Source organism: Acinetobacter sp. GW821-FHT01E09 (assembly GCF_059422385.1).
The window spans coordinates 3,863,258-3,883,432 of sequence record NZ_JBWKWU010000001.1; the positions used below are offsets into that span (position 1 = coordinate 3,863,258).

Below are 20,175 nucleotides of genomic sequence, written 5' to 3' on the forward strand. Positions count from 1 at the left end.
CCAAAACGCTTGATTCAGTTTTATCGCTAGTGCTCATTTCACTCAACATTAACAATTACTTGCTAACATCAACTAAAACGAGTTTAAACAATTATTTCAACTCAAATATATTCTGTTAATGATTCACTACCGCCTCGTCAGCGAGTAGTTAACTGTGATAAATCACAGAACTTAATAAGCTATCAGCTTACTAAGTTCTGTAATCACTTAGTCTTTAATTAGTGGTGGAGACTAACGGAGTCGAACCGTTGACCTCCTGCGTGCAAAGCAGGCGCTCTACCAACTAAGCTAAGTCCCCAGCTTAAGATCTTAATATATCTGCTCTTCTGTGTTCAGTAGACTTGGTGGGTCTGACAAGACTTGAACTTGTGACCCCACGCTTATCAAGCGTGTGCTCTAACCAACTGAGCTACAGACCCTCAGATACATCAATGAAGAACAACTTGTTGTGGATTCTTACCAATCGTCAATCTTTCGTTAAGGAGGTGATCCAGCCGCAGGTTCCCCTACGGCTACCTTGTTACGACTTCACCCCAGTCATCGGCCACACCGTGGTAAGCGTCCTCCTTACGGTTAGACTACCTACTTCTGGTGCAACAAACTCCCATGGTGTGACGGGCGGTGTGTACAAGGCCCGGGAACGTATTCACCGCGGCATTCTGATCCGCGATTACTAGCGATTCCGACTTCATGGAGTCGAGTTGCAGACTCCAATCCGGACTACGATCGGCTTTTTGAGATTAGCATCCTATCGCTAGGTAGCAACCCTTTGTACCGACCATTGTAGCACGTGTGTAGCCCTGGTCGTAAGGGCCATGATGACTTGACGTCGTCCCCGCCTTCCTCCAGTTTGTCACTGGCAGTATCCTTAAAGTTCCCACCCGAAGTGCTGGCAAATAAGGAAAAGGGTTGCGCTCGTTGCGGGACTTAACCCAACATCTCACGACACGAGCTGACGACAGCCATGCAGCACCTGTATGTAAGTTCCCGAAGGCACCAATCCATCTCTGGAAAGTTCTTACTATGTCAAGACCAGGTAAGGTTCTTCGCGTTGCATCGAATTAAACCACATGCTCCACCGCTTGTGCGGGCCCCCGTCAATTCATTTGAGTTTTAGTCTTGCGACCGTACTCCCCAGGCGGTCTACTTATCGCGTTAGCTGCGCCACTAAAGCCTCAAAGGCCCCAACGGCTAGTAGACATCGTTTACGGCATGGACTACCAGGGTATCTAATCCTGTTTGCTCCCCATGCTTTCGTACCTCAGCGTCAGTATTAGGCCAGATGGCTGCCTTCGCCATCGGTATTCCTCCAGATCTCTACGCATTTCACCGCTACACCTGGAATTCTACCATCCTCTCCCATACTCTAGCTTCCCAGTATCGAATGCAATTCCCAAGTTAAGCTCGGGGATTTCACATCCGACTTAAAAAGCCGCCTACGCACGCTTTACGCCCAGTAAATCCGATTAACGCTCGCACCCTCTGTATTACCGCGGCTGCTGGCACAGAGTTAGCCGGTGCTTATTCTGCGAGTAACGTCCACTCATCCTAGGTATTAACTAGAAGAGCCTCCTCCTCGCTTAAAGTGCTTTACAACCATAAGGCCTTCTTCACACACGCGGCATGGCTGGATCAGGGTTCCCCCCATTGTCCAATATTCCCCACTGCTGCCTCCCGTAGGAGTCTGGGCCGTGTCTCAGTCCCAGTGTGGCGGATCATCCTCTCAGACCCGCTACAGATCGTCGCCTTGGTAGGCCTTTACCCCACCAACTAGCTAATCCGACTTAGGCTCATCTATTAACGCAAGGTCACAAGTGATCCCCTGCTTTCCCCCGTAGGGCGTATGCGGTATTAGCATCCCTTTCGAGATGTTGTCCCCCATTAATAGGCAGATTCCTAAGTATTACTCACCCGTCCGCCGCTAGGTCAATTACCGAAGCAATCTCCCCCGCTCGACTTGCATGTGTTAAGCCTGCCGCCAGCGTTCAATCTGAGCCATGATCAAACTCTTCAGTTAAAAATCATTAGTGACTTAAGGTCACAATTCTGGCTCATCAATGTACTGACAAATTCTCTCAAATAAACTTCGAGTAATTTAAACCAATCAATCAATGATAATATTTCGATCAATCAATCAGTAAAAATCCACACAAGTTGTTCTTCATATTCTCTTAATGATCTTCTCAATGCTTCGTCAGCATCAAGCTAGGTCGGCTATACTACTCTCTATCTCTAAAAAGTCAATCAATAATGTTAATTATTTTTTCTAACAAACCCAACCCTAACCTCATCTTAAAATCTCAATTCGAAATCTTAACAACTTAATCAAGTGCCTGATTTATCAGAAGTTTTATTTAACATCACCGCCGATGGATGTGCATTCTACAGCATTCCATAACCAACACAACCCCTTTTTTTAAACTTTTTTATCAACTGGACATTTTTTCGACCAAAATAGCAAAAAAAGTCCATTTTTAGCTATTTTTTGCACCATTTTTTCTCATACTAATAAAGCAGAACATGTTTTTATTTAAATTTTAAGCTATTTATATTTGTTTTTTTTCTTTAAACTATTTGAAATAATTTTATCATTTAATAAATTAAGTCGAATATGGCCCGTTTTATAAATAGAAGAAGCTTCTGTTTAGGAATTTTGCTCTTTTGCTGCAACTATTCCTCAGCCAATTCGTCACATAATATTTTCATGATGACATTGTCGATATTAAGTTATGCAAAATGGAACACTCCGAATCCAGAATTATGCGTCGTTGATAATGCATCTTATGCAAACCAATTTTCTGCTTATATCAAATCAAATAAGTCTCCTTTTAATATAAGTGCGATACATTCCGCCGATCTAAAAAATCGTCATTGTGATGCGGTATTTTTTTCCAATACTTCAGCACAAACCGAACAGGCCCTTATTGGGAAATCATTAAATTCATCTATTTTATCGTTTAGCTCAAGTAATTCTGAATGTGAAATTGGCAGCGTTTTTTGCTTATCCACCAACAAAACAGGAAATACTATTTTTAAAGTGAATCTTGATAGTTTAGCTCAGTCTAAAATACATGTTGACCCACGTGTTTTATTGCTGGCAAAGAATTCGGATTAAAATAATGATGAATAAATTTTTTAAATCGAGTTCTCTACAAACATTGTTTCGTAAATCTCAATTTACGACCTTTGCAATCACTTTATTTATTAGTACGTCTACTTTTGTCACGATTTCAGTATTTACCGTTGAATCTTATGCGAAACAAAACCTATTATTAATCAGTCGAACCGTGTCTGAACGTGTTCAACCTGCGCTGGTGTTCTCTGATAGAATCGCGATTTCGCAGATTATCAATGAATACACCTTTCAACATTCAGTACGCCTGATTGAGGTTTATGATAATCAAGGTCATAAAGTTGCTGAAAGCCTAAAAAATGTTGAACACTATTCATATATTCAAAACTTTTTTGATCATATCTTTTTAAAAGATTCCATCAAGTTAAACGTCCAACATCAAGGAAAGCTGGTTGGTCAAGTTGTGCTATATGGAAGTTCCAATGAAATTTTAATGTTTATTTTTAAAATTTTTACCGGCTTAGCGTTTGGCATGCTCTTTATGGTTTTTGCTGTATGGTGGTCAGTAAACTTAACCTATCGCCATATTATGGGTTCTTTTTTACCGATTATACAAATTGCACAACTCTTAAGAAATCAAAAGGCGTATAACTTAAGGTTTCCAAAAAGTGATGTAAAAGAATTTCAAGACTTAAACAGTGTGTTCAACCAACTCTTAGATGAAATTCAATCTTGGCATACCCATCTTCAAAATGAAAATAGTGAACTTTCTTATCAAGTTCAACATGATCATTTAACCGAACTACCTAATCGTAATTATTTTTATCAAGTGTTATGTAATTTATATGAAGACACCAATCAACGTGAAAATTTAGCTTTATTATTTATTGATAATAATAATTTTAAAGCTATTAATGATCAATATGGACATTTGGTCGGTGATGAAGTTTTAAAAGAAATGGCTTCGCGATTAAGACGCCATATTCGCCAAGATGATTTTGTCGCGCGTCTTGCAGGAGATGAATTTGCAATTATTTTACGTTCCATTTCTAAAATTGAACACCTCATCTCTATTGCGGAAAATCTGATTAAATGTTGTGACGATCCTTTAATCTATAAAGGACAATCGATTTCTTTTAGCTTTAGTATCGGTATTGCTATCTCTAGCCAGGCCTCAAGCCCAGAAGACTTAATTTCTCAAGCAGATCAAGCCATGTACAAAGCAAAATCTTTACAGCATCATTGGTTTATTTACCATTCATAATATTAGGGGGTTTTTATGACTTTAAAAAACGTACAACTTTCTATTCTTGCAATACTCTGCCTAGCACTTACAGGTTGTATGAATCTAGGTGGGTTGAGCTATAAACAAGCTCGTGTACTTAAGAAAGAAGGTTTTGTATTAACGGATGAAGGTTGGAGTCTAGGTCTACCAGAACGTTTATTGTTTGGTTTTAACGAGTCAAATATTAATACCGAGCGCCAAACTGAATTGGTTCGTTTAGCCACGCAATTAAATAAATATCATCTCGATAAACTTAAAATTGTAGGTCATACCGATAATATCGGAAATCCTGAATACAATTTAAAATTATCCAAAGAACGTGCTCAAAATGTTTCAAATATATTCATTGAGCAAAAATTTAATCCACAAAATATCCAAGTGATTGGAAAAGGGGCTGACCAGCCACTTAAATCAAATGATTCAGAAGAGAATAAAGCTGAAAACCGTCGTGTTGCGGTGATTATTATTCCTTGATAATCTTCTCTTTATTAAAAAAGATCTCTACGGAGATCTTTTTTTAGATCTATAGAATTTGACGCTTCGTTGACAAACACAAATTTCAGGCATAAAAAAACCGCCTTTAAGCGGATAATTTATATTTAAGCTGATACTTAAATGGTCGGAGCAGTAGGATTCGAACCTACGACCCCCTGGTCCCAAACCAGGTGCACTACCAGGCTGTGCTATGCTCCGAATTTACAACAAACTTAAGGAATTGGGGTGAATGATGGGGCTCGAACCCACGACAACCGGAATCACAATCCGGGGCTCTACCAACTGAGCTACATCCACCGTCACATTAAGTTTTAGGATCTATAGTATCAAGCAACATATGGTGCGCCTGACAGGATTCGAACCTGTGACCATCCGCTTAGAAGGCGGATGCTCTATCCAACTGAGCTACAGGCGCATGACCAATGATACTAATATCACAGATTAACTTGCCTTGAAGAATTGGTCGGAGCAGTAGGATTCGAACCTACGACCCCCTGGTCCCAAACCAGGTGCACTACCAGGCTGTGCTATGCTCCGTTCATCTCAGCTTTTGTGTATCGCACATCGTGCGGTACGGTGTGCATTCTAGGCGTGACGCCACAAGACGTCAACACCTATCTTGAAAAAAAGTTAAAAAAACACGTCAAATGTATATTAATCAAACATTTCAGATGTTTTTTATACAATTTCTATCGTTTTAATTGAGCACTAAAGTTCAACATACGATCTAAAGGTAATTTAGCACGTTCAGCCAAAGCAGCATCTACGAATATTTCTTGATCGGCCTTTTGCAAAACTGCCAAAATACCATCTAATTCATTCATTGCCATCCACGGGCAATGCGCACAAGAACGACAAGTTGCACCCTCACCTGCTGTAGGTGCTTCAATCAAGGTCTTATGCGGTACAGCTTGTTGCATTTTATAGAAAATGCCACGATCTGTAGCCACAATTAAAGTGTCTTGTGGCAATGTTTGAGCTGCTTTGATCAGTTGTGAGGTACTTCCCACCGCATCCGCAATATCAATCACGGATTCTGGTGACTCAGGATGCACCAATACAGCTGCATTCGGATACAGCGCTTTCATCTTTTCAATACCACGGGCACGAAACTCTTCATGCACGATACAAGCACCATCCCAAAGCAACATATCAGCACCGGTTTTCTTTTGAATATAACGGCCTAAATGTTGATCTGGTGCCCAAATAATTTTCTCGCCCAAACTGTCTAAGTGTTCAATGATCTCTACAGCACAACTTGAAGTCACTACCCAATCTGCACGTGCTTTAACTGCTGCTGAGGTATTGGCATAGACCACAACAGTATGCTCAGGATGCGCATCACAAAATGCGGTAAATTCATCTACAGGACAACCGAGATCAAGCGAACAGGTTGCTTCCAAAGTTGGCATAAGGACTGTTTTTTCAGGAGAAAGAATTTTTGAGGTTTCTCCCATAAATTTAACCCCAGCGACCACCAGAGTAGATGCCTCATGATCACGTCCAAAACGTGCCATTTCTAAAGAATCAGAAACACAACCACCTGTCGCTTCCGCAAGTTCTTGTACATCTGGATCACAATAATAATGTGCCACCAAAACAGCATTGTTCTTTTGCAACTCAGCTTTAATTTGCGCAAACTTCTGCTGTTTTACCGCTGGACTCAGACTATTGTCCTTAGGTTCACCTAAACGATCTAAATGCGCTTGCACAACCGATTTTGCTTCGTTGGCAATTAAATTATTCGCATCATTCATAAGAGGTCTTCTCTTTCCTTGTCGCTGGCATCATGCTAGCGTTTATACACTTGTGAATTGATTGTACGGTTTAGCGCACATAAATTCACCACGAAAAATGTTTTGTTATAAAAAAGCCTCACGAATGAGGCTCCTTAAAAAATCAGTAGTTAAGAACGATAGTCCGCATTAATTTTCACATAATCATAGGATAGGTCACAGGTGTAGACCGTATCTTTGGCCTGTCCTCGACCAAGGTTTACATGAATGGTCATTTCTGTCTGTGACATTACCCGTGCACCAGCTTCTTCGGTATAGTCTTCAGCGGCACCACCATCTTTACAAATTTGCACGTCGTCTAACCAGACTTGAATTTTTTCAACATCCAAATCTTTCACGCCAGCATAACCAATCGCAGCAAGGATACGCCCCCAGTTTGGATCAGACGCAAAAATTGCCGTTTTAACCAATGGTGAATGAGCAATGCTATAAGCAATATCGCAGCATTCTTGTGTGTCTTTTCCACCGTCAACCGTGATAGTAATGAATTTGGTTGCCCCTTCTCCATCACGAATAATCAGTTGTGCCAAACGCTTCATCACACGCGATAAAACATCCAAGACCACCGTATAGCGTGCATCATCTTCACTGCTAATTTCTACACCGCCAGCCATGCCTGTTGCAGCAAAGATGCATGAATCATTGGTAGAAGTATCACCATCCACAGTAATCCGGTTAAATGATTGGTCTGCGCTAATTTTTAACATTTTTTGCACAAGATTTCGTGCAATTGGCGCATCGGTTGCAACAAAACTCAGCATGGTCGCCATATTGGGGCGAATCATGCCTGCACCTTTAGAAATCCCAGTCATTGTATACGTTATACCATCAAGCTCGAACTGTTCTGAGGCGCCTTTTGATGTGGTATCCGTGGTCATGATCCCAGTCGCAGCATCTGTCCATGAAGCGTCATTCAAACTATTTAGTGCGGGCTGTAAACCTTGCGTTAAACGCTCAATCGGCAGTTGTTCGCCAATGACCCCTGTAGAGAATGGCAATACCTCAAATTCTTCTACCTGCGCTAACTCAGCAAGTTTTAAACAGGTCAATTGTGCATTTTGCATACCCAATTTTCCTGTACCTGCATTAGCATTCCCAGTATTGATGACCAAATATCGTGGATTAGCTTGTGCTAAATGCGCTTTCGACACATGAACTGGCGCTGCGCAAAATGCATTTTGGGTAAATACCCCCGCAACATTGGTACCTTGTGCAAATTCAAAAATAACTAAATCTCGTCGATTTGGATAACGGACATACGCCTCAGCAGAGCCAATTTTTACACCTTGTACCACATGCATATGCGGCATAGACACGTCACCAACAGCCATTTTCAAATGTCCACATGAATTAAAATGAAAATACAGCTTATTAGAATTCTCTATAAAAATCGAGCTTATTAAAATGCTTATTTATTTTTACTATAAGAAAAGCTTATTCATTTGAATATAAAATAAAAAAGCCAGTAAATATACTGGCTTTCATTACATCAGCAACATATTACTGTTGAACAGCAGTCGTGGTATCCGCAGCCAATAATGCTTGCTTTACTTTTTCTTGACTAGATACTGACAATGCTGGATTTGAAGCAACAACGCGATTAACCGTAGCAGGTGTTACCGCTGCAATCGCCGCAGTTTTTAAAATAATTGGGCGTCCGCCTGTATTACCTAAAGTATAACGAATACCAGTACGTGGACTGATTACAGTCGTGGTTTCATTTTTTACTTCTGCTTGGGCTGTCACTGCGCCTGTAGCAGCTTGTACTTTTTCCATTGTCGTCGTTTGTGGTGCCGTATCTGCAAATGCCAATGCTGGAACTGCTAAAGTTGCAACAAATAAAGGTTTTAATAATTTTTTCATTATCTTCCCAAAGATCTTTTCCAATTGAGCAACTTAATACCACTTAATCACATTTCCTGCAATAAAAATTAACGCATGGTAATAACTTGTAAAAAAAGCAGAACAATTGTTCTGCTTTTTTGTAACACTTTTCAGGGTCTATTCACTCAATTAGATTTTGCCGTGACATTGCTTGTATTTCAAACCTGAACCACAAGGACAAGGTGCATTACGGCTTTCTGGTGCTGCAATCTCATCACTATCAGTGAATTGTGCATCAACAATCTCATTACTAACCGTACCGCTTAAGCCATCCACTTCATCATGTGCAAAGTTAAGACGCATAGATTCAGCTTGAGCCTGTTGTTGAGCTTCCATTTCAGCAAGCTCTTCAGGTGTTGGGATATGCACACGAGAAATATCAGTAACCACGTCAGACTTAATCACACCCAGCATATTGACGAATAAATTGAAGGCTTCCTTCTTATATTCTTGTTCAGGGTTCTTTTGTGCATAACCACGTAAGTGAATCCCTTGACGCAAATAGTCCATCGCAGCCAAATGGTCTTTCCAGTGACGATCTAAAGAACCCAGCATAAAGTGACGTTCAAGTGTCGCAGCAGTATCATCGCCCATTTGTTCACGACGATTACGGTAACGTGTGACAATCTCATCAGAAATACGTTCAACCAAGGCTTCTTCATCAAGACGACGATCTTCTTCCAACCATTGATTTACAGGAAGATTAATGCCTAAGTCTTCATTCAATGCATTTTCAAGCCCTTGAATATCCCATTGATCATGGATTGATTCAGGTGGAATATAGGTTTCGATTAAGCCTTTTACGACTTCACGATGCATTTCTTCAATATAATCTTGAAGTGAGCTTTCTTCTAAAATTTCATCACGTTGAGAGTAAATAATTTTACGTTGTTCGTTATTTACATCATCGTATTTCAACAAGTTTTTACGAATGTCAAAGTTACGTGCTTCAACTTTGCGTTGTGCATTTTCAATAGAACGCGACACCATTTTATGCTCAATGGCTTCATTCTCTTGTAGTCCCATCGCACGCATCATTGCAACAACGCGATCACCCGCGAAAATACGCATCAAATCATCTTCTAATGACAAGAAGAACCGTGAAACACCTGGATCACCTTGACGACCAGAACGACCACGCAACTGGTTATCAATACGACGTGATTCATGACGTTCAGAACCGATGATGTGTAAACCACCTGAACTTAACACCATTTCATTGTTTTGCTCCCATTCCGCTTTAAGACGAGCTTCATCTTCCGCAGTATGGTTTTCAATTTTGGCAAGTTTTGCTTTCCAGTTACCACCAAGCAAAATATCGGTACCACGACCTGCCATATTGGTTGCAATGGTCACTGCACGCGGTGAACCCGCTTGAGCAATAATGTCTGCTTCACGCTCATGTTGTTTAGCGTTCAAGACTTCGTGGGTAATACCCGCATCTCGTAACTTATCAGATAAAATCTCTGAAGCCTCGATAGTTGCAGTACCAATCAAGATAGGTGCAACACCTGCTTCATGAATTTTCTGAATTTCTTCAATAATTGCGTTGTATTTACCATTACGGTTTAAATAAATTAAATCGTTTTGGTCATTACGAATCATCGGACGATGGGTTGGGATAAGCACCACATCCAAACCATAAATTTCTTTCATTTCCGCAGCTTCAGTATCAGCAGTACCTGTCATACCTGAAAGCTTTTTGTATAAACGGAAATAGTTCTGGAATGTGGTTGTTGCTAAAGTTTGGTTTTCAGGTTGAACATCTAACGCTTCTTTGGCTTCAACAGCTTGGTGCAAACCTTCAGACCAACGACGACCTGGCATGGTACGACCAGTATTCTCATCGACAATGATTACTTCACCATCATGTACGATGTAGTGAACATTACGTTGATAAAGGAAATGTGCACGAATTGCAGCAGACACGTGATGAACCAGATTTAGATTTGATGGTGAATATAAGCTTTCGCCTTCAGCCAACAAGCCCATTTTAATCAATTCATCTTCAACAGTTTCATAACCGACTTCAGTCATTTCAACTTGGCGTTGCTTTTCATCAATCCAGAAATGACCGCCATCTGCGACTTTTTCTTCTTTTTGAGCATGCAACTTTGGTGGAATACTATTGATTGCAACATAAAGCTGTGATGAGTCATCACTTTGACCCGAAATAATCAACGGTGTACGTGCTTCATCGATCAAGATCGAATCGACCTCATCGATAATCGCATAAATCAAACCACGTTGCTTTTTCTCTGCCATAGAGAAAACCATGTTATCGCGCAGATAATCGAAACCAAATTCATTATTGGTACCGTAAGTAATATCTGAACGATATGCCTCAGCTTTCTCTATCGGCGATTGCATCGAATAGATTACACCAACGCTTAAACCCAAGAACTCATAAAGCGGACGGTTTAATTCAGCATCACGTTGTGCCAAGTAATCGTTGACCGTGATGACATGAACACCTTGTTCACTAATTGCATTTAAATATACAGCCAAAGTACCCATCAGGGTTTTACCTTCACCTGTACGCATTTCTGCAATTTTTCCTTCATGCAAAGTAATACCACCAATGAGCTGCACATCATAATGACGCATACCCATGACACGTTTTGCTGCTTCACGACACACCGCAAACGCTTCTGGCATTAATTTATCTAGGCTTTCACCTTTCTTATATCTTTGTTTGAATTCTTCAGTTTTTGCAGATAAGTCTGCATCGCTGAGTGCAGATGTCGTCGGCTCGAGCGCATTGATCTTATCGACAATTTTACGCATACGTTTTAGTTCGCGCTCGTTTTTAGTACCGAAGATTCCTCCGATCAGACTTGCCAACATATAAACTCTCTAAATCTTTGTGAAATAAATTTTTCTCAGACGATATTATGGTGGTAGAAATTTGAAGTACAAGGGTTTTGCACAAATCCAATCAAAAAAATCTGACGATTAGTTCTAGCACGTATCAACTAAGGCGCATTAATGTAGCAAATTTAACCGATATTTGCAGTGAGGTAGAGATCAATTCTATGTTTTTTTCATATGCTTCTTTTATTAATATCTATTTTCTTCATAAAGAAATACAAAAACACTATTTTTAATTATAAAAAAACTGGGTAATAGTAGTTTGGACGAGCCAAATAACAAACAACATTTTTAGATATTGAGGTTTCAAAATGACTTTACGATTAGGTGACATTGCACCAGATTTCACTCAGGAATCTAGTGAAGGTCCAATTAAGTTTTATGATTACTTAGGCGACAGTTGGGGTGTTTTATTCTCACACCCTGCCGATTATACGCCAGTATGTACCACTGAGTTGGGCTATACCGCAAAATTAAAAGATGAGTTTGAACAGCGTGGGGTAAAAGCCATAGCCCTTTCAGTCGATGATGTTGAATCACATAAAGGTTGGATCAACGACATCAATGAAACACAAAATACCACTGTAAACTTTCCAATCATTGCAGACAAAGATCGTAAGGTATCGACGCTGTATGATTTCATTCATCCAAATGCCAGCGAAACCCTCACCGTACGTTCTTTAGTTATTATTGATCCCAATAAGAAAGTTCGCTTAATCATTACCTACCCTGCATCAACTGGACGTAATTTTAAAGAAATTCTCCGTGTGATTGATTCATTACAACTAACTGACAATTATAAAGTTGCCACACCTGCAAACTGGCAAGATGGTGAAGATGTTGTCATCGTCCCGTCGATCAAAGATGAAGCGGAGCTTAAAGAACGCTTCCCAAAAGGTTATACGGCGGTTAAGCCTTATCTTCGTCTTACCCCACAACCTAATAAATAATATGCAATATTGAATTTTTTAGATTAGAGCTAACTAACTCCAAAAGATCACATCCAAGCTTGATGTGGTCTTTTTTTTAAGATCCACTGATTGCAACGAAATTCTTTTCTCCTTCAAAATACACCAAACAACAAATACTAAAATAAAAACAAAATCATTTAAAAATAGAAAAGGCACCGAAGTGCCTTTTATGATCAAAGATCAGCGAACAAATGTTATGCAGGAATACGTAAAACTTGTCCTGGGAAAATATCATCCGCATTTTTTAACAATGGGCGGTTTGCTTCAAAAATTTTATTATATTGGTTGGCATCACCATAAAATTCTTTTGAAATTTTAGACAAATTATCACCTGATTTAACCGTATAAAACTTACTTTCAGGCTCAGGTGCTGCCACTGTCATTTGATCATCAACTTGCGCCACATGGTCGATATTCCCCACAGCAAGAATGATTTTCTCTTTATCAGCCTGAGTTTGTACCTGACCGTGAATCGTGGCCAAATCAGAAGTACTATTATAACTTACAGAAAGCCCTGTTACTGGCAAGCCTAACGCTTTAATGTGCCCCAACAACTTATTGGCAATTTCTTGTGCAGATGGTTCTGCTGGCGTTGCTGGTGCCGCTTGTGGCTCAGCTGGTGCAGTATTTTTCTTGCCAATTCCTTTAATAAAATCAAAAAGACCCATATGTCGTACTCCATATCATTATTGAAAATTGTTTTACTGAGAATGTATTACTGTGAACTGTTATACAAATTTAAGAACTCTATTTTTATAGCGAAAAAGCGTCAGGGTGTGCGTTGTCATTGGTGATAAAAAGGTAACGGTATGTAACCAATGCTTTTGATTTTAAACTTATTTAATTGCTTTTTTAGGTTAAGGATCGCCAAGCATGCATGCACTCAACACAGCTAAATTCAGGCATAAAAAAACCACCTAAAGGTGGTCTTTTTACGTATAACAACAACGTGCTATACAATCAACACATTAACCAAGTTTTTTAGTTACATAGTCGATAGCTGATTGAACAGTTGTGATTTCGTTAGAATCTTCATCTGGAATAGTGATGTCGAAGTCATTTTCGAAAGACATAACAAGTTCTACTAGGTCTAGAGAATCAGCACCCAAATCATCCATGAAAGATGCTTCGTTTTTGATTTCTTCAGCTTTGATACCTAATTGTTCTGCAACAGCTTGTTTAATGCGTTGTTCGATATCGCTCACAGGAATTCTCCTCATTGCTTGTGGCGGCTTTTAATTGCCTGATAGTTTAATTGAATATTTACTTTTTTCAAAGTTTATACATCGCATTACGCCATGTATAAACCACCATTTACGTGTAATACTGTGCCTGTAATGTAACTGGCTTTGTCAGAAGCCAAAAAACTTACTGCATTTGCAATATCTTCTGGTTGACCAAATCGGTTTAACGCAACTTGATCACTCATTTTTTTGCGAATATCTTCACTTAACTGCTCAGTCATTTCTGTTGCAATAAAACCAGGCGCAATACAGTTGACTGTAATCTGACGGCTTCCCATTTCTTTTGCAAGACTGCGACTGAAAGCTTCAATCCCTGCTTTTGCAGCAGAATAGTTGGCTTGTCCTGGGTTAGCAAAATGCGCAACAACAGAACTGATATTGATAATGCGTCCAAAGCGCGCTTTGGTCATGCCTTTCAATACACGTTTAGATAAGCGGAATACAGCTTTAAGATGAATATTGAGAATATCGTCCCAATCATCTTCAGACATACGTAACAATAAATTGTCTTTGGTAATCCCTGCATTGTTCACAAGTATCATCACTGAACCATATTTTTGTTCAATGTCAGATACCAATGCATCAATTGCAGCACCATCACGTACATCAAGTAATGCACCTGCACCATTTTCAGCAAAAACTGTTGAAAGTTTTTCTGCGCCCGCTGCTGATGTTGCCGTACCTACAACAAAATAACCGTCTTGAATCAATTGCTGAGCGATGGCAGCACCAATCCCTCGGCTCGCGCCTGTCACTAATGCGACTTTGCGTTCTTGTGTCATGCAATTTTCCCTTCAGCCACTAAGATAGCATTCAGTGCATCTTCCATACGACTTTGTGTATCGAGTGGAAATGCTTTTTCGATATTTGGTAAACGTTTTGCTAAATTCGCCAATACATTACCTGGACCACATTCAGCAACATACTGAATACCTTGGTCTTGGATGAATTGCATGGTTTTAGTCCACTGTACTGACTGATACAATTGCGCTGTTAATGCTAAGCGTAATTGGCTTGTATCTGTCGCGATTCCAGCATTGACATTTTGTATTACAGGAATGCTTGGTAGCTCAATGGCAGTTTGTTCCAAAGCTTCTGCAAACTGTTCGGCAGCAGGTTTCATTAGAGAACAATGTGATGGTACAGATACAGGTAATGCAATTGCTTTACCGCCGTTTTCTTTGGCAACGGTCATGACAGCTTCGACTAGAGTTTTATCACCTGCGATAACAACTTGGCCTTGTGCATTATAGTTTGCAGCTTCAACAGAACCACGGCCTTGAACATTGGCTTGCTCGCACAGTTCAAGTACTTTCGCGTCATCTAGACCGAGAATAGCCGCCATCGCGCCTTGCCCCTGAGGCACAGCACTTTGCATCAATTTACCGCGTAAATTTACCAACTTGACTGCATCTGCCAAAGTCATCGACTCTGCAGCAACTAAAGCACTGTATTCGCCTAATGAATGACCTGCGAGGTATTTTGGTACAACACCACCAAGATCTAACCATACACGCCATAAAGCAATACTTGCTGTCAATAAAACAGGTTGGGTATTTTCAGTTTGATCTAAACCTTCACCGCTTTGTGCAATGTGCCATAAATCAAAACCGATGGCATCTGATGCTTCAGTAAAGGTTTCTTGTACACCACTAAACTGTTCTGCAAGTTCAGCAAGCATACCCACTTTTTGTGAACCTTGACCTGGAAACAAAAATGCAGTTTTTGTTGCTTGAGCTGCTTGTTCGAGTCGTTTGGCAGACATATAAAAAGTCCCTTATTTAATCTTGATCGTTTCCGATGGCGCAATTTTACATTAAAAAAAAATTTATTTAATTGCGAAATACAACAAAAAACCCAGTCATTGAAAACAAAAAAAGGGAGCTTTCGCTCCCATTTTTTTACTAAGCTTGCGCTTAATAGTTCACCAATTATTCAGCATCAGCTGCTTTAGCGAATAATTGACGACCACGGTAGAAACCATCTTTAGTCACGTGGTGACGACGGTGAGTTTCACCAGTAGTTTGGTCTACAGTTAATGCATTCTCGGTTAAAGCGTCATGTGAACGGCGCATGTCACGGCGAGAGCGACTTTTACGGTTTTGCTGAACGGCCATGATGGCTCCTTACAAATCGAAAAAATGGATCAGAACAAATTCGGTTGTCTTAACTTAACAGTATAACACAAAATTTAGTTAAGTTTACCCTTCAAACCTGCCAAAACTTCAAACGGATTATCCCGTTTTTCTTCAACAGTGTCCTGAACGGCTGGTTGATGCTTATGTTCACAAGCGTCATGCTTAGGAGACAGAGGCATCAACAATAACAATTCATCTTCTAAAAGTGCAAGTAAATCAACAGTCGAAGGAGTATTGGTTAAATAATCCCCTTTAATTGTTGCTTCACTTTCACCTAGTACGATGAAATCAGCATCCTCATCCAAGCGCTCTATCAGTGACTCATCATCTATTAAAGCCAAATGGAAGTCAGAAACTAGTGTAATTTCAACAGAATCCAGACAACGCTGACATTCCATTGGAACTTTAGTATCTACATGACCATCTAGCCAAACAATACGATGATACGCATCCATTGATAGCTTACAGTCTATATTGATCAATTGATCATCAATTGATCCAACAGCTTCACGGGAAATACGAACAAAGCGAGACAATGGCAGGGTACCTGACCATGTAAAGCCTTGTTCAGCCCATTTAAACGGCTCTATCTGTGCCGGAAAGGTATTTGCTGACATAATTAAGGCGGCAATTCTACAAATTCATAAGTACTCTGTCAAAGATTAAGATACAATTTTGTACTTATTTAGACAGATCTCTTGAGTAATACAAGCCATGCATCAGTTGCAGCCGCAACCTGAAGTCACTACTTCATTACAATTCAATACGCATTCAACTTCTGAAAACACATTGCAAGCCGCCGATGTGCAACGCTTATCATGGGCTAACTTACAAACAGAAGTGCAACACGTTGATTGGCTTATCTTACACTTTAATCACTGGTTTTCCCACCTAAATGTGACGCTTGTTCGTGGTGATTTTGAACCAGAGTATTTCCCTGCTAGCGAACACAACCCTGCCCGTATTCAGTTTGCACATGGTTTTTTCAACAGCGCCCTGCATGAAATCAGTCATTGGAGCATTGCCGGAGAACAACGCCGTTTATTGCCTGATCTCGGTTATTGGTATGCACCCGATGGTCGTACAGCTGAACAACAAGCCTTATTTGAGCAGGTTGAAATCAAGCCTCAAGCCATTGAATGGTTATTTTCCAAAGCATTTGGACGAAAATTTCGAGTTTCGCTGGATAATCTGACTGGTGAAGGTGGTGACGGCTCGACATTTAAAGACAGTGTTTATGCACAAGTTCAGGATTTTTTTTCAGGTAAAGCCAAACTTCCACGCGATGCAAAACACTTCATTCAGTGTATTTGTCTATGTACTCGAGGTGGCAAAACATTACAAAGCACTGAATTTAATCGTAACGATCTTGATTAAACCCGTAATTTTTTTAAAACATTGATTGCAACGATTTACTTTCCCAAGTAATAATTGAATTAACAATAAATCAGGAGAATAAATATGCTGCATTTAAGAGTACATCCTGACAATCCTCAACCACGTTTAATCAGCCAAGCAGTCGAAAGAATTCGAGCAGGTGATGTTGTGGTTTACCCAACTGATGCGGCTTATGCAATCGGCTGTCAGATTGGAAATAAAAGTGCAATGGAGCGTATTGCTCAGATCCGCGGTCTTGGGGCAAAGCATCAATACGCAATTATCTGTGCAGATTTATCTGATATTGCAACCTATGCCAAAGTAGACAATGCAATGTATCGTCTACTTAAAGCCAATACCCCAGCCGTAACCACATATATTTTACCCGCAACCAGTGAAGTTCCACGACGCTTGATGCATCCCAAGAAAAAAACCATCGGCTTACGTGTTCCAAGTAATCCCGTCTGTCAGATGCTATTAAAAGAGTTGGGAGAACCCTTACTGACCAGTACTTTGATTTTACCTGGTCAAGATGCACCAATGGATGATCCCTACGATATTGAACAATTATTGGAAAAACGTATTGATGTGTTTATTGACAGTGGTTTAGGTACCTTAACCACCACCAGTATCGTTGATTTATCAGGAGCGAACCCTGAAATTATCCGTCGTGGTGTAGGTGATGTAAGCGCTTTTGAATAAGCACCGAACTGCATTTAATCATTGATGAGTGATTAAAGAATCAAGGCTTGATAGAAGTAAGATGCGATGGATTTATTCACCACATTATTAAATATTAATAATGTACAAAATGATCAAATTTTATTTGTTGAAAAGCCTTGGACACCGGAATCACAAGTTACTGTGTTACATGTCTCTTTCGTTAAAAATTCCTTAGCAAAAAATTTTCAGTTCTTTTTAGCAGTCAATGAACTAAAACGCTTGGTCTTGCAGTTTGAAACTCGAAATATTTGTTTAAGAGAGATGTGCTATTTAATTATCGAACATGCCCTTGAAAAAAATTAAATTATTTAACTTCTTTAAAACTTAGATTAAATATGAAAAAAATTCTTTATGTCTTGGTCATTATTCTTGGGCTAGTTATCAGTTATCCCTTTATTAAATCACCTAATGTTCATATTTATCGTGAACAGCATGAAATCATTTTAGAAAACATTTTCTTAGGTGAATATTATTTAGGTTTCAATAAGCTAAAAATTCAATCTATACAAAATCATACTCTTCTTTGTGAAATTGAACATCCCCACATGCTTCACCCTGAAGATCGGCAACAGGTTAATACTCATCAAGTAAGCATTCATCAAGCAAATAATAAGCAACAGATCAGGCTCAAAAAAGGGATCAATGATGAACTGAGTATTTGGGGAAGTGCATTCCAACACCCCACAGCAAAACCGTGTTTATTAAAAAATGAAACTTATATTGTTTCAGTCTGGGGAAACAACGGCTCTGGTTTTTCAACACGTAAACGCTTAAAAATCACCATTCCATGAGCTGTGATTTGAGATCTATCAATTACACAACAATTGCATTTTTAGATTGGTATTTTTCTCAATTCAGTTTATAAACAAAGCACAATCCTAAAAACAAATGCTTAATTATGATTTATAAGGTACATCATTTACATTGTGGAACCATGTGTCCGATGTGTGCACCACTATACGGACAAAAAGGTTTGTATGGCAAAATGGTGTGCCATTGCCTATTGATTGAAACAGACAAAGGTCTTGTATTGGTCGATACCGGTTTTGGGATGCAAGACTACCTACATCCACAAACCCGTTTAGGTAAAGCTTTTACTAAAATCAGTGGCATACAAGCTGATTTCAATCTCACAGCCATTTCTCAAATTCAACAATTGGGTTTTAAACCATCCGATGTTCAACATATTTTGGTCAGTCATTTAGACTTAGATCATGCAGGTGGTATTTCAGACTTTCCCAATGCCACAGTGCACATCTTATCTAGTGAGTTTAATGCAGCACAAAAACTTTCAGTCATGAATAAATTGCGTTATCGACCACAACAATTTAAAAATCATCGTTACTGGAATTTTCTTGAACCTAAAAACGGCGAAGCATGGTTTAACTTCCAAAAAGTTCAAGGTTTTAATATTTTCAATGATGAAATTTTATTGATTCCTTTAGTCGGTCATACTGTAGGGCATTGCGGTATAGCAATCAAACAACAAGATAGATGGTTATTGTTCTGTGGCGATGCTTATTTTAATCATCTAGAACTCAACCCTAAGAATAAATTACGCGCGCTCGACAAAATTGAATATCTCCTAGCGGAAGATAATACATTGCGCTTAAAAACATTATCACAACTGCAACAGCTTGCACAGAATGAAGCAAAAATTGAAATTATCTGTGCCCACGATCCTGTTGAACTAGACCGATATTTAAAACATGCTTAAATCTCAATTATTACGTTATACCACTATCTTCGCACTCAGCGTACAGCTTTCAGCCTGTATGACAACTGCTGCACTTCCAGATCATGAGCGTCCAAAGCAATGGGGAACTATCGTTGCTCCACAGTATAATTTTTATCGGATCAGTGACACCGTTTTTCGTAGTGAACAACCCAGTGCTGAACTTATTCCTGAGTTAAAAACCAATCAAATTGATATGGTAATTAATTTAAGAAGTCGCAATAAAGATAAAACCGTCTTTTCAAAACAGAATTTTCAATTGGTTCATATCCCGATCAATACTTGGGCAATTGATCGTCATGATCTACTCAATGTCATGAAAACAATTCAAATCGCAAAAGCCCACAACCAGAAGGTTTTAATCCATTGCTATCATGGTTCTGATCGTACTGGGGCAAGTGTTGCAATGTACCGGATTATTTTTGAGAACTGGTCTGTGAATAATGCTTTAAATGAAATGAAGCATGGCGGTTATGGCTTTCATCCAATCTGGGGCAATATTGAAAAACTTTTTACCCCTGAAAATATAAAATGGATCCGTGAGCAGCTCGCGAATCCATCTTTAACCACAAATACCTAACTC

At 39.5% G+C, this 20,175-nt stretch carries 20 protein-coding genes, 6 tRNA genes and 1 rRNA gene; 10 read left to right on the plus strand and 17 right to left on the minus strand.

Annotated elements, in window-relative coordinates; translation table 11 throughout:
• Nucleotides 1–222: 222 nt before the first annotated feature.
• From AC07U8_RS17545 to AC07U8_RS17555, 3 genes are all read right to left on the minus strand, one after another.
• A tRNA-Ala gene (locus tag AC07U8_RS17545) sits at nucleotides 223–298 on the minus strand.
• A 44-nt stretch (nucleotides 299–342) separates the two neighbouring features.
• A tRNA-Ile gene (locus AC07U8_RS17550) sits at nucleotides 343–419 on the minus strand.
• 59 nt (nucleotides 420–478) lie between these two features.
• Nucleotides 479–2,017: ribosomal RNA gene (locus AC07U8_RS17555) — 16S ribosomal RNA — on the minus strand.
• A gap of 594 nt (nucleotides 2,018–2,611) precedes the next feature.
• Here AC07U8_RS17555 and yfiR point away from each other — a divergent pair.
• From yfiR to yfiB, 3 genes are read left to right on the plus strand one after another with little or no spacing between them, the layout of a single operon-like run.
• Nucleotides 2,612–3,115, plus strand: coding sequence for a regulatory sequestration protein YfiR (gene yfiR, locus AC07U8_RS17560; protein ID WP_004817733.1), 504 nt, complete (start codon nucleotides 2,612–2,614; stop codon nucleotides 3,113–3,115).
• Between the two features lie 4 nt (nucleotides 3,116–3,119).
• Complete coding sequence (gene dgcN, locus AC07U8_RS17565) at nucleotides 3,120–4,337, plus strand: diguanylate cyclase DgcN/YfiN (protein WP_004723846.1); 1,218 nt, start codon at nucleotides 3,120–3,122, stop codon at nucleotides 4,335–4,337.
• A 15-nt stretch (nucleotides 4,338–4,352) separates the two neighbouring features.
• Nucleotides 4,353–4,832 carry an outer membrane lipoprotein YfiB gene (gene yfiB, locus AC07U8_RS17570; protein WP_004723848.1) on the plus strand — a complete coding sequence of 160 codons (480 nt, stop codon included), beginning with the start codon at nucleotides 4,353–4,355 and terminating at the stop codon, nucleotides 4,830–4,832.
• A gap of 142 nt (nucleotides 4,833–4,974) precedes the next feature.
• Here the strand turns inward: yfiB and AC07U8_RS17575 are convergent.
• From AC07U8_RS17575 to secA, 8 genes are all read right to left on the minus strand, one after another.
• Nucleotides 4,975–5,051 (minus strand) — tRNA-Pro (locus AC07U8_RS17575).
• Between the two features lie 23 nt (nucleotides 5,052–5,074).
• Nucleotides 5,075–5,150, minus strand: a tRNA-His gene (locus AC07U8_RS17580).
• A gap of 41 nt (nucleotides 5,151–5,191) precedes the next feature.
• Nucleotides 5,192–5,268 (minus strand) — tRNA-Arg (locus AC07U8_RS17585).
• Nucleotides 5,269–5,313: 45 nt separating this feature from the next.
• A tRNA-Pro gene (locus tag AC07U8_RS17590) sits at nucleotides 5,314–5,390 on the minus strand.
• A 152-nt stretch (nucleotides 5,391–5,542) separates the two neighbouring features.
• On the minus strand, nucleotides 5,543–6,610 hold the full coding sequence (gene nadA / locus AC07U8_RS17595; protein ID WP_004817734.1) for a quinolinate synthase NadA: 1,068 nt from the start codon (nucleotides 6,608–6,610) through the stop codon (nucleotides 5,543–5,545).
• 149 nt (nucleotides 6,611–6,759) lie between these two features.
• Entirely contained in the window at nucleotides 6,760–7,980 is a 1,221-nt protein-coding gene (gene argJ, locus AC07U8_RS17600; RefSeq protein WP_270386027.1) for a bifunctional glutamate N-acetyltransferase/amino-acid acetyltransferase ArgJ, read from the minus strand.
• Between the two features lie 169 nt (nucleotides 7,981–8,149).
• On the minus strand, nucleotides 8,150–8,512 hold the full coding sequence (locus AC07U8_RS17605; RefSeq protein ID WP_494738347.1) for a hypothetical protein: 363 nt from the start codon (nucleotides 8,510–8,512) through the stop codon (nucleotides 8,150–8,152).
• 150 nt (nucleotides 8,513–8,662) lie between these two features.
• Complete coding sequence (gene secA / locus AC07U8_RS17610) at nucleotides 8,663–11,380, minus strand: preprotein translocase subunit SecA (protein ID WP_004817738.1); 2,718 nt, start codon at nucleotides 11,378–11,380, stop codon at nucleotides 8,663–8,665.
• A 335-nt stretch (nucleotides 11,381–11,715) separates the two neighbouring features.
• On the opposite strand from secA, the gene AC07U8_RS17615 reads away from it, so the two are divergent.
• Entirely contained in the window at nucleotides 11,716–12,354 is a 639-nt protein-coding gene (locus tag AC07U8_RS17615; protein WP_096735080.1) for a peroxiredoxin, read from the plus strand.
• A 215-nt stretch (nucleotides 12,355–12,569) separates the two neighbouring features.
• Here the strand turns inward: AC07U8_RS17615 and lysM are convergent, their stop codons facing one another.
• The 6 genes from lysM to AC07U8_RS17645 form a co-directional block, all read right to left on the minus strand.
• On the minus strand, nucleotides 12,570–13,043 hold the full coding sequence (gene lysM / locus AC07U8_RS17620) for a peptidoglycan-binding protein LysM (RefSeq protein ID WP_004817740.1): 474 nt from the start codon (nucleotides 13,041–13,043) through the stop codon (nucleotides 12,570–12,572).
• Between the two features lie 300 nt (nucleotides 13,044–13,343).
• On the minus strand, nucleotides 13,344–13,580 hold the full coding sequence (gene acpP / locus AC07U8_RS17625) for an acyl carrier protein (RefSeq protein ID WP_004723957.1): 237 nt from the start codon (nucleotides 13,578–13,580) through the stop codon (nucleotides 13,344–13,346).
• An 86-nt stretch (nucleotides 13,581–13,666) separates the two neighbouring features.
• Nucleotides 13,667–14,401 carry a 3-oxoacyl-ACP reductase FabG gene (gene fabG / locus AC07U8_RS17630; protein WP_004723960.1) on the minus strand — a complete coding sequence of 245 codons (735 nt, stop codon included), beginning with the start codon at nucleotides 14,399–14,401 and terminating at the stop codon, nucleotides 13,667–13,669.
• Complete coding sequence (gene fabD / locus AC07U8_RS17635; protein ID WP_004723962.1) at nucleotides 14,398–15,384, minus strand: ACP S-malonyltransferase; 987 nt, start codon at nucleotides 15,382–15,384, stop codon at nucleotides 14,398–14,400. The genes fabG and fabD overlap by 4 nt, the downstream gene beginning before the upstream one ends.
• 166 nt (nucleotides 15,385–15,550) lie before the next feature.
• Nucleotides 15,551–15,736, minus strand: coding sequence for a 50S ribosomal protein L32 (gene rpmF / locus AC07U8_RS17640; RefSeq protein WP_004723964.1), 186 nt, complete (start codon nucleotides 15,734–15,736; stop codon nucleotides 15,551–15,553).
• 74 nt (nucleotides 15,737–15,810) lie between these two features.
• Nucleotides 15,811–16,374, minus strand: a complete 564-nt coding sequence (locus AC07U8_RS17645) for a YceD family protein (RefSeq protein WP_004723966.1) — start codon at nucleotides 16,372–16,374, stop codon at nucleotides 15,811–15,813.
• Between the two features lie 97 nt (nucleotides 16,375–16,471).
• On the opposite strand from AC07U8_RS17645, the gene AC07U8_RS17650 reads away from it, so the two are divergent.
• The 6 genes from AC07U8_RS17650 to AC07U8_RS17675 all read left to right on the plus strand — a co-directional run bounded on the left by AC07U8_RS17650 (nucleotide 16,472) and on the right by AC07U8_RS17675 (nucleotide 20,172).
• Nucleotides 16,472–17,134, plus strand: coding sequence for an elongation factor P hydroxylase (locus AC07U8_RS17650; protein ID WP_244014012.1), 663 nt, complete (start codon nucleotides 16,472–16,474; stop codon nucleotides 17,132–17,134).
• A gap of 84 nt (nucleotides 17,135–17,218) precedes the next feature.
• Entirely contained in the window at nucleotides 17,219–17,836 is a 618-nt protein-coding gene (locus AC07U8_RS17655) for an L-threonylcarbamoyladenylate synthase (RefSeq protein WP_004817743.1), read from the plus strand.
• A 66-nt stretch (nucleotides 17,837–17,902) separates the two neighbouring features.
• Entirely contained in the window at nucleotides 17,903–18,160 is a 258-nt protein-coding gene (locus AC07U8_RS17660) for a hypothetical protein (protein ID WP_494738348.1), read from the plus strand.
• A 32-nt stretch (nucleotides 18,161–18,192) separates the two neighbouring features.
• Complete coding sequence (locus AC07U8_RS17665) at nucleotides 18,193–18,648, plus strand: hypothetical protein (protein WP_270386011.1); 456 nt, start codon at nucleotides 18,193–18,195, stop codon at nucleotides 18,646–18,648.
• A 107-nt stretch (nucleotides 18,649–18,755) separates the two neighbouring features.
• On the plus strand, nucleotides 18,756–19,574 hold the full coding sequence (locus AC07U8_RS17670) for an MBL fold metallo-hydrolase (RefSeq protein ID WP_035370685.1): 819 nt from the start codon (nucleotides 18,756–18,758) through the stop codon (nucleotides 19,572–19,574).
• The gene (locus tag AC07U8_RS17675; RefSeq protein WP_270386008.1) at nucleotides 19,567–20,172 is read left to right on the plus strand and encodes a dual specificity protein phosphatase family protein; all 606 of its coding nucleotides are present in this window, start codon (nucleotides 19,567–19,569) and stop codon (nucleotides 20,170–20,172) included. The genes AC07U8_RS17670 and AC07U8_RS17675 overlap by 8 nt, the downstream gene beginning before the upstream one ends.
• The last annotated feature ends 3 nt before the right edge of the window (nucleotides 20,173–20,175 follow it).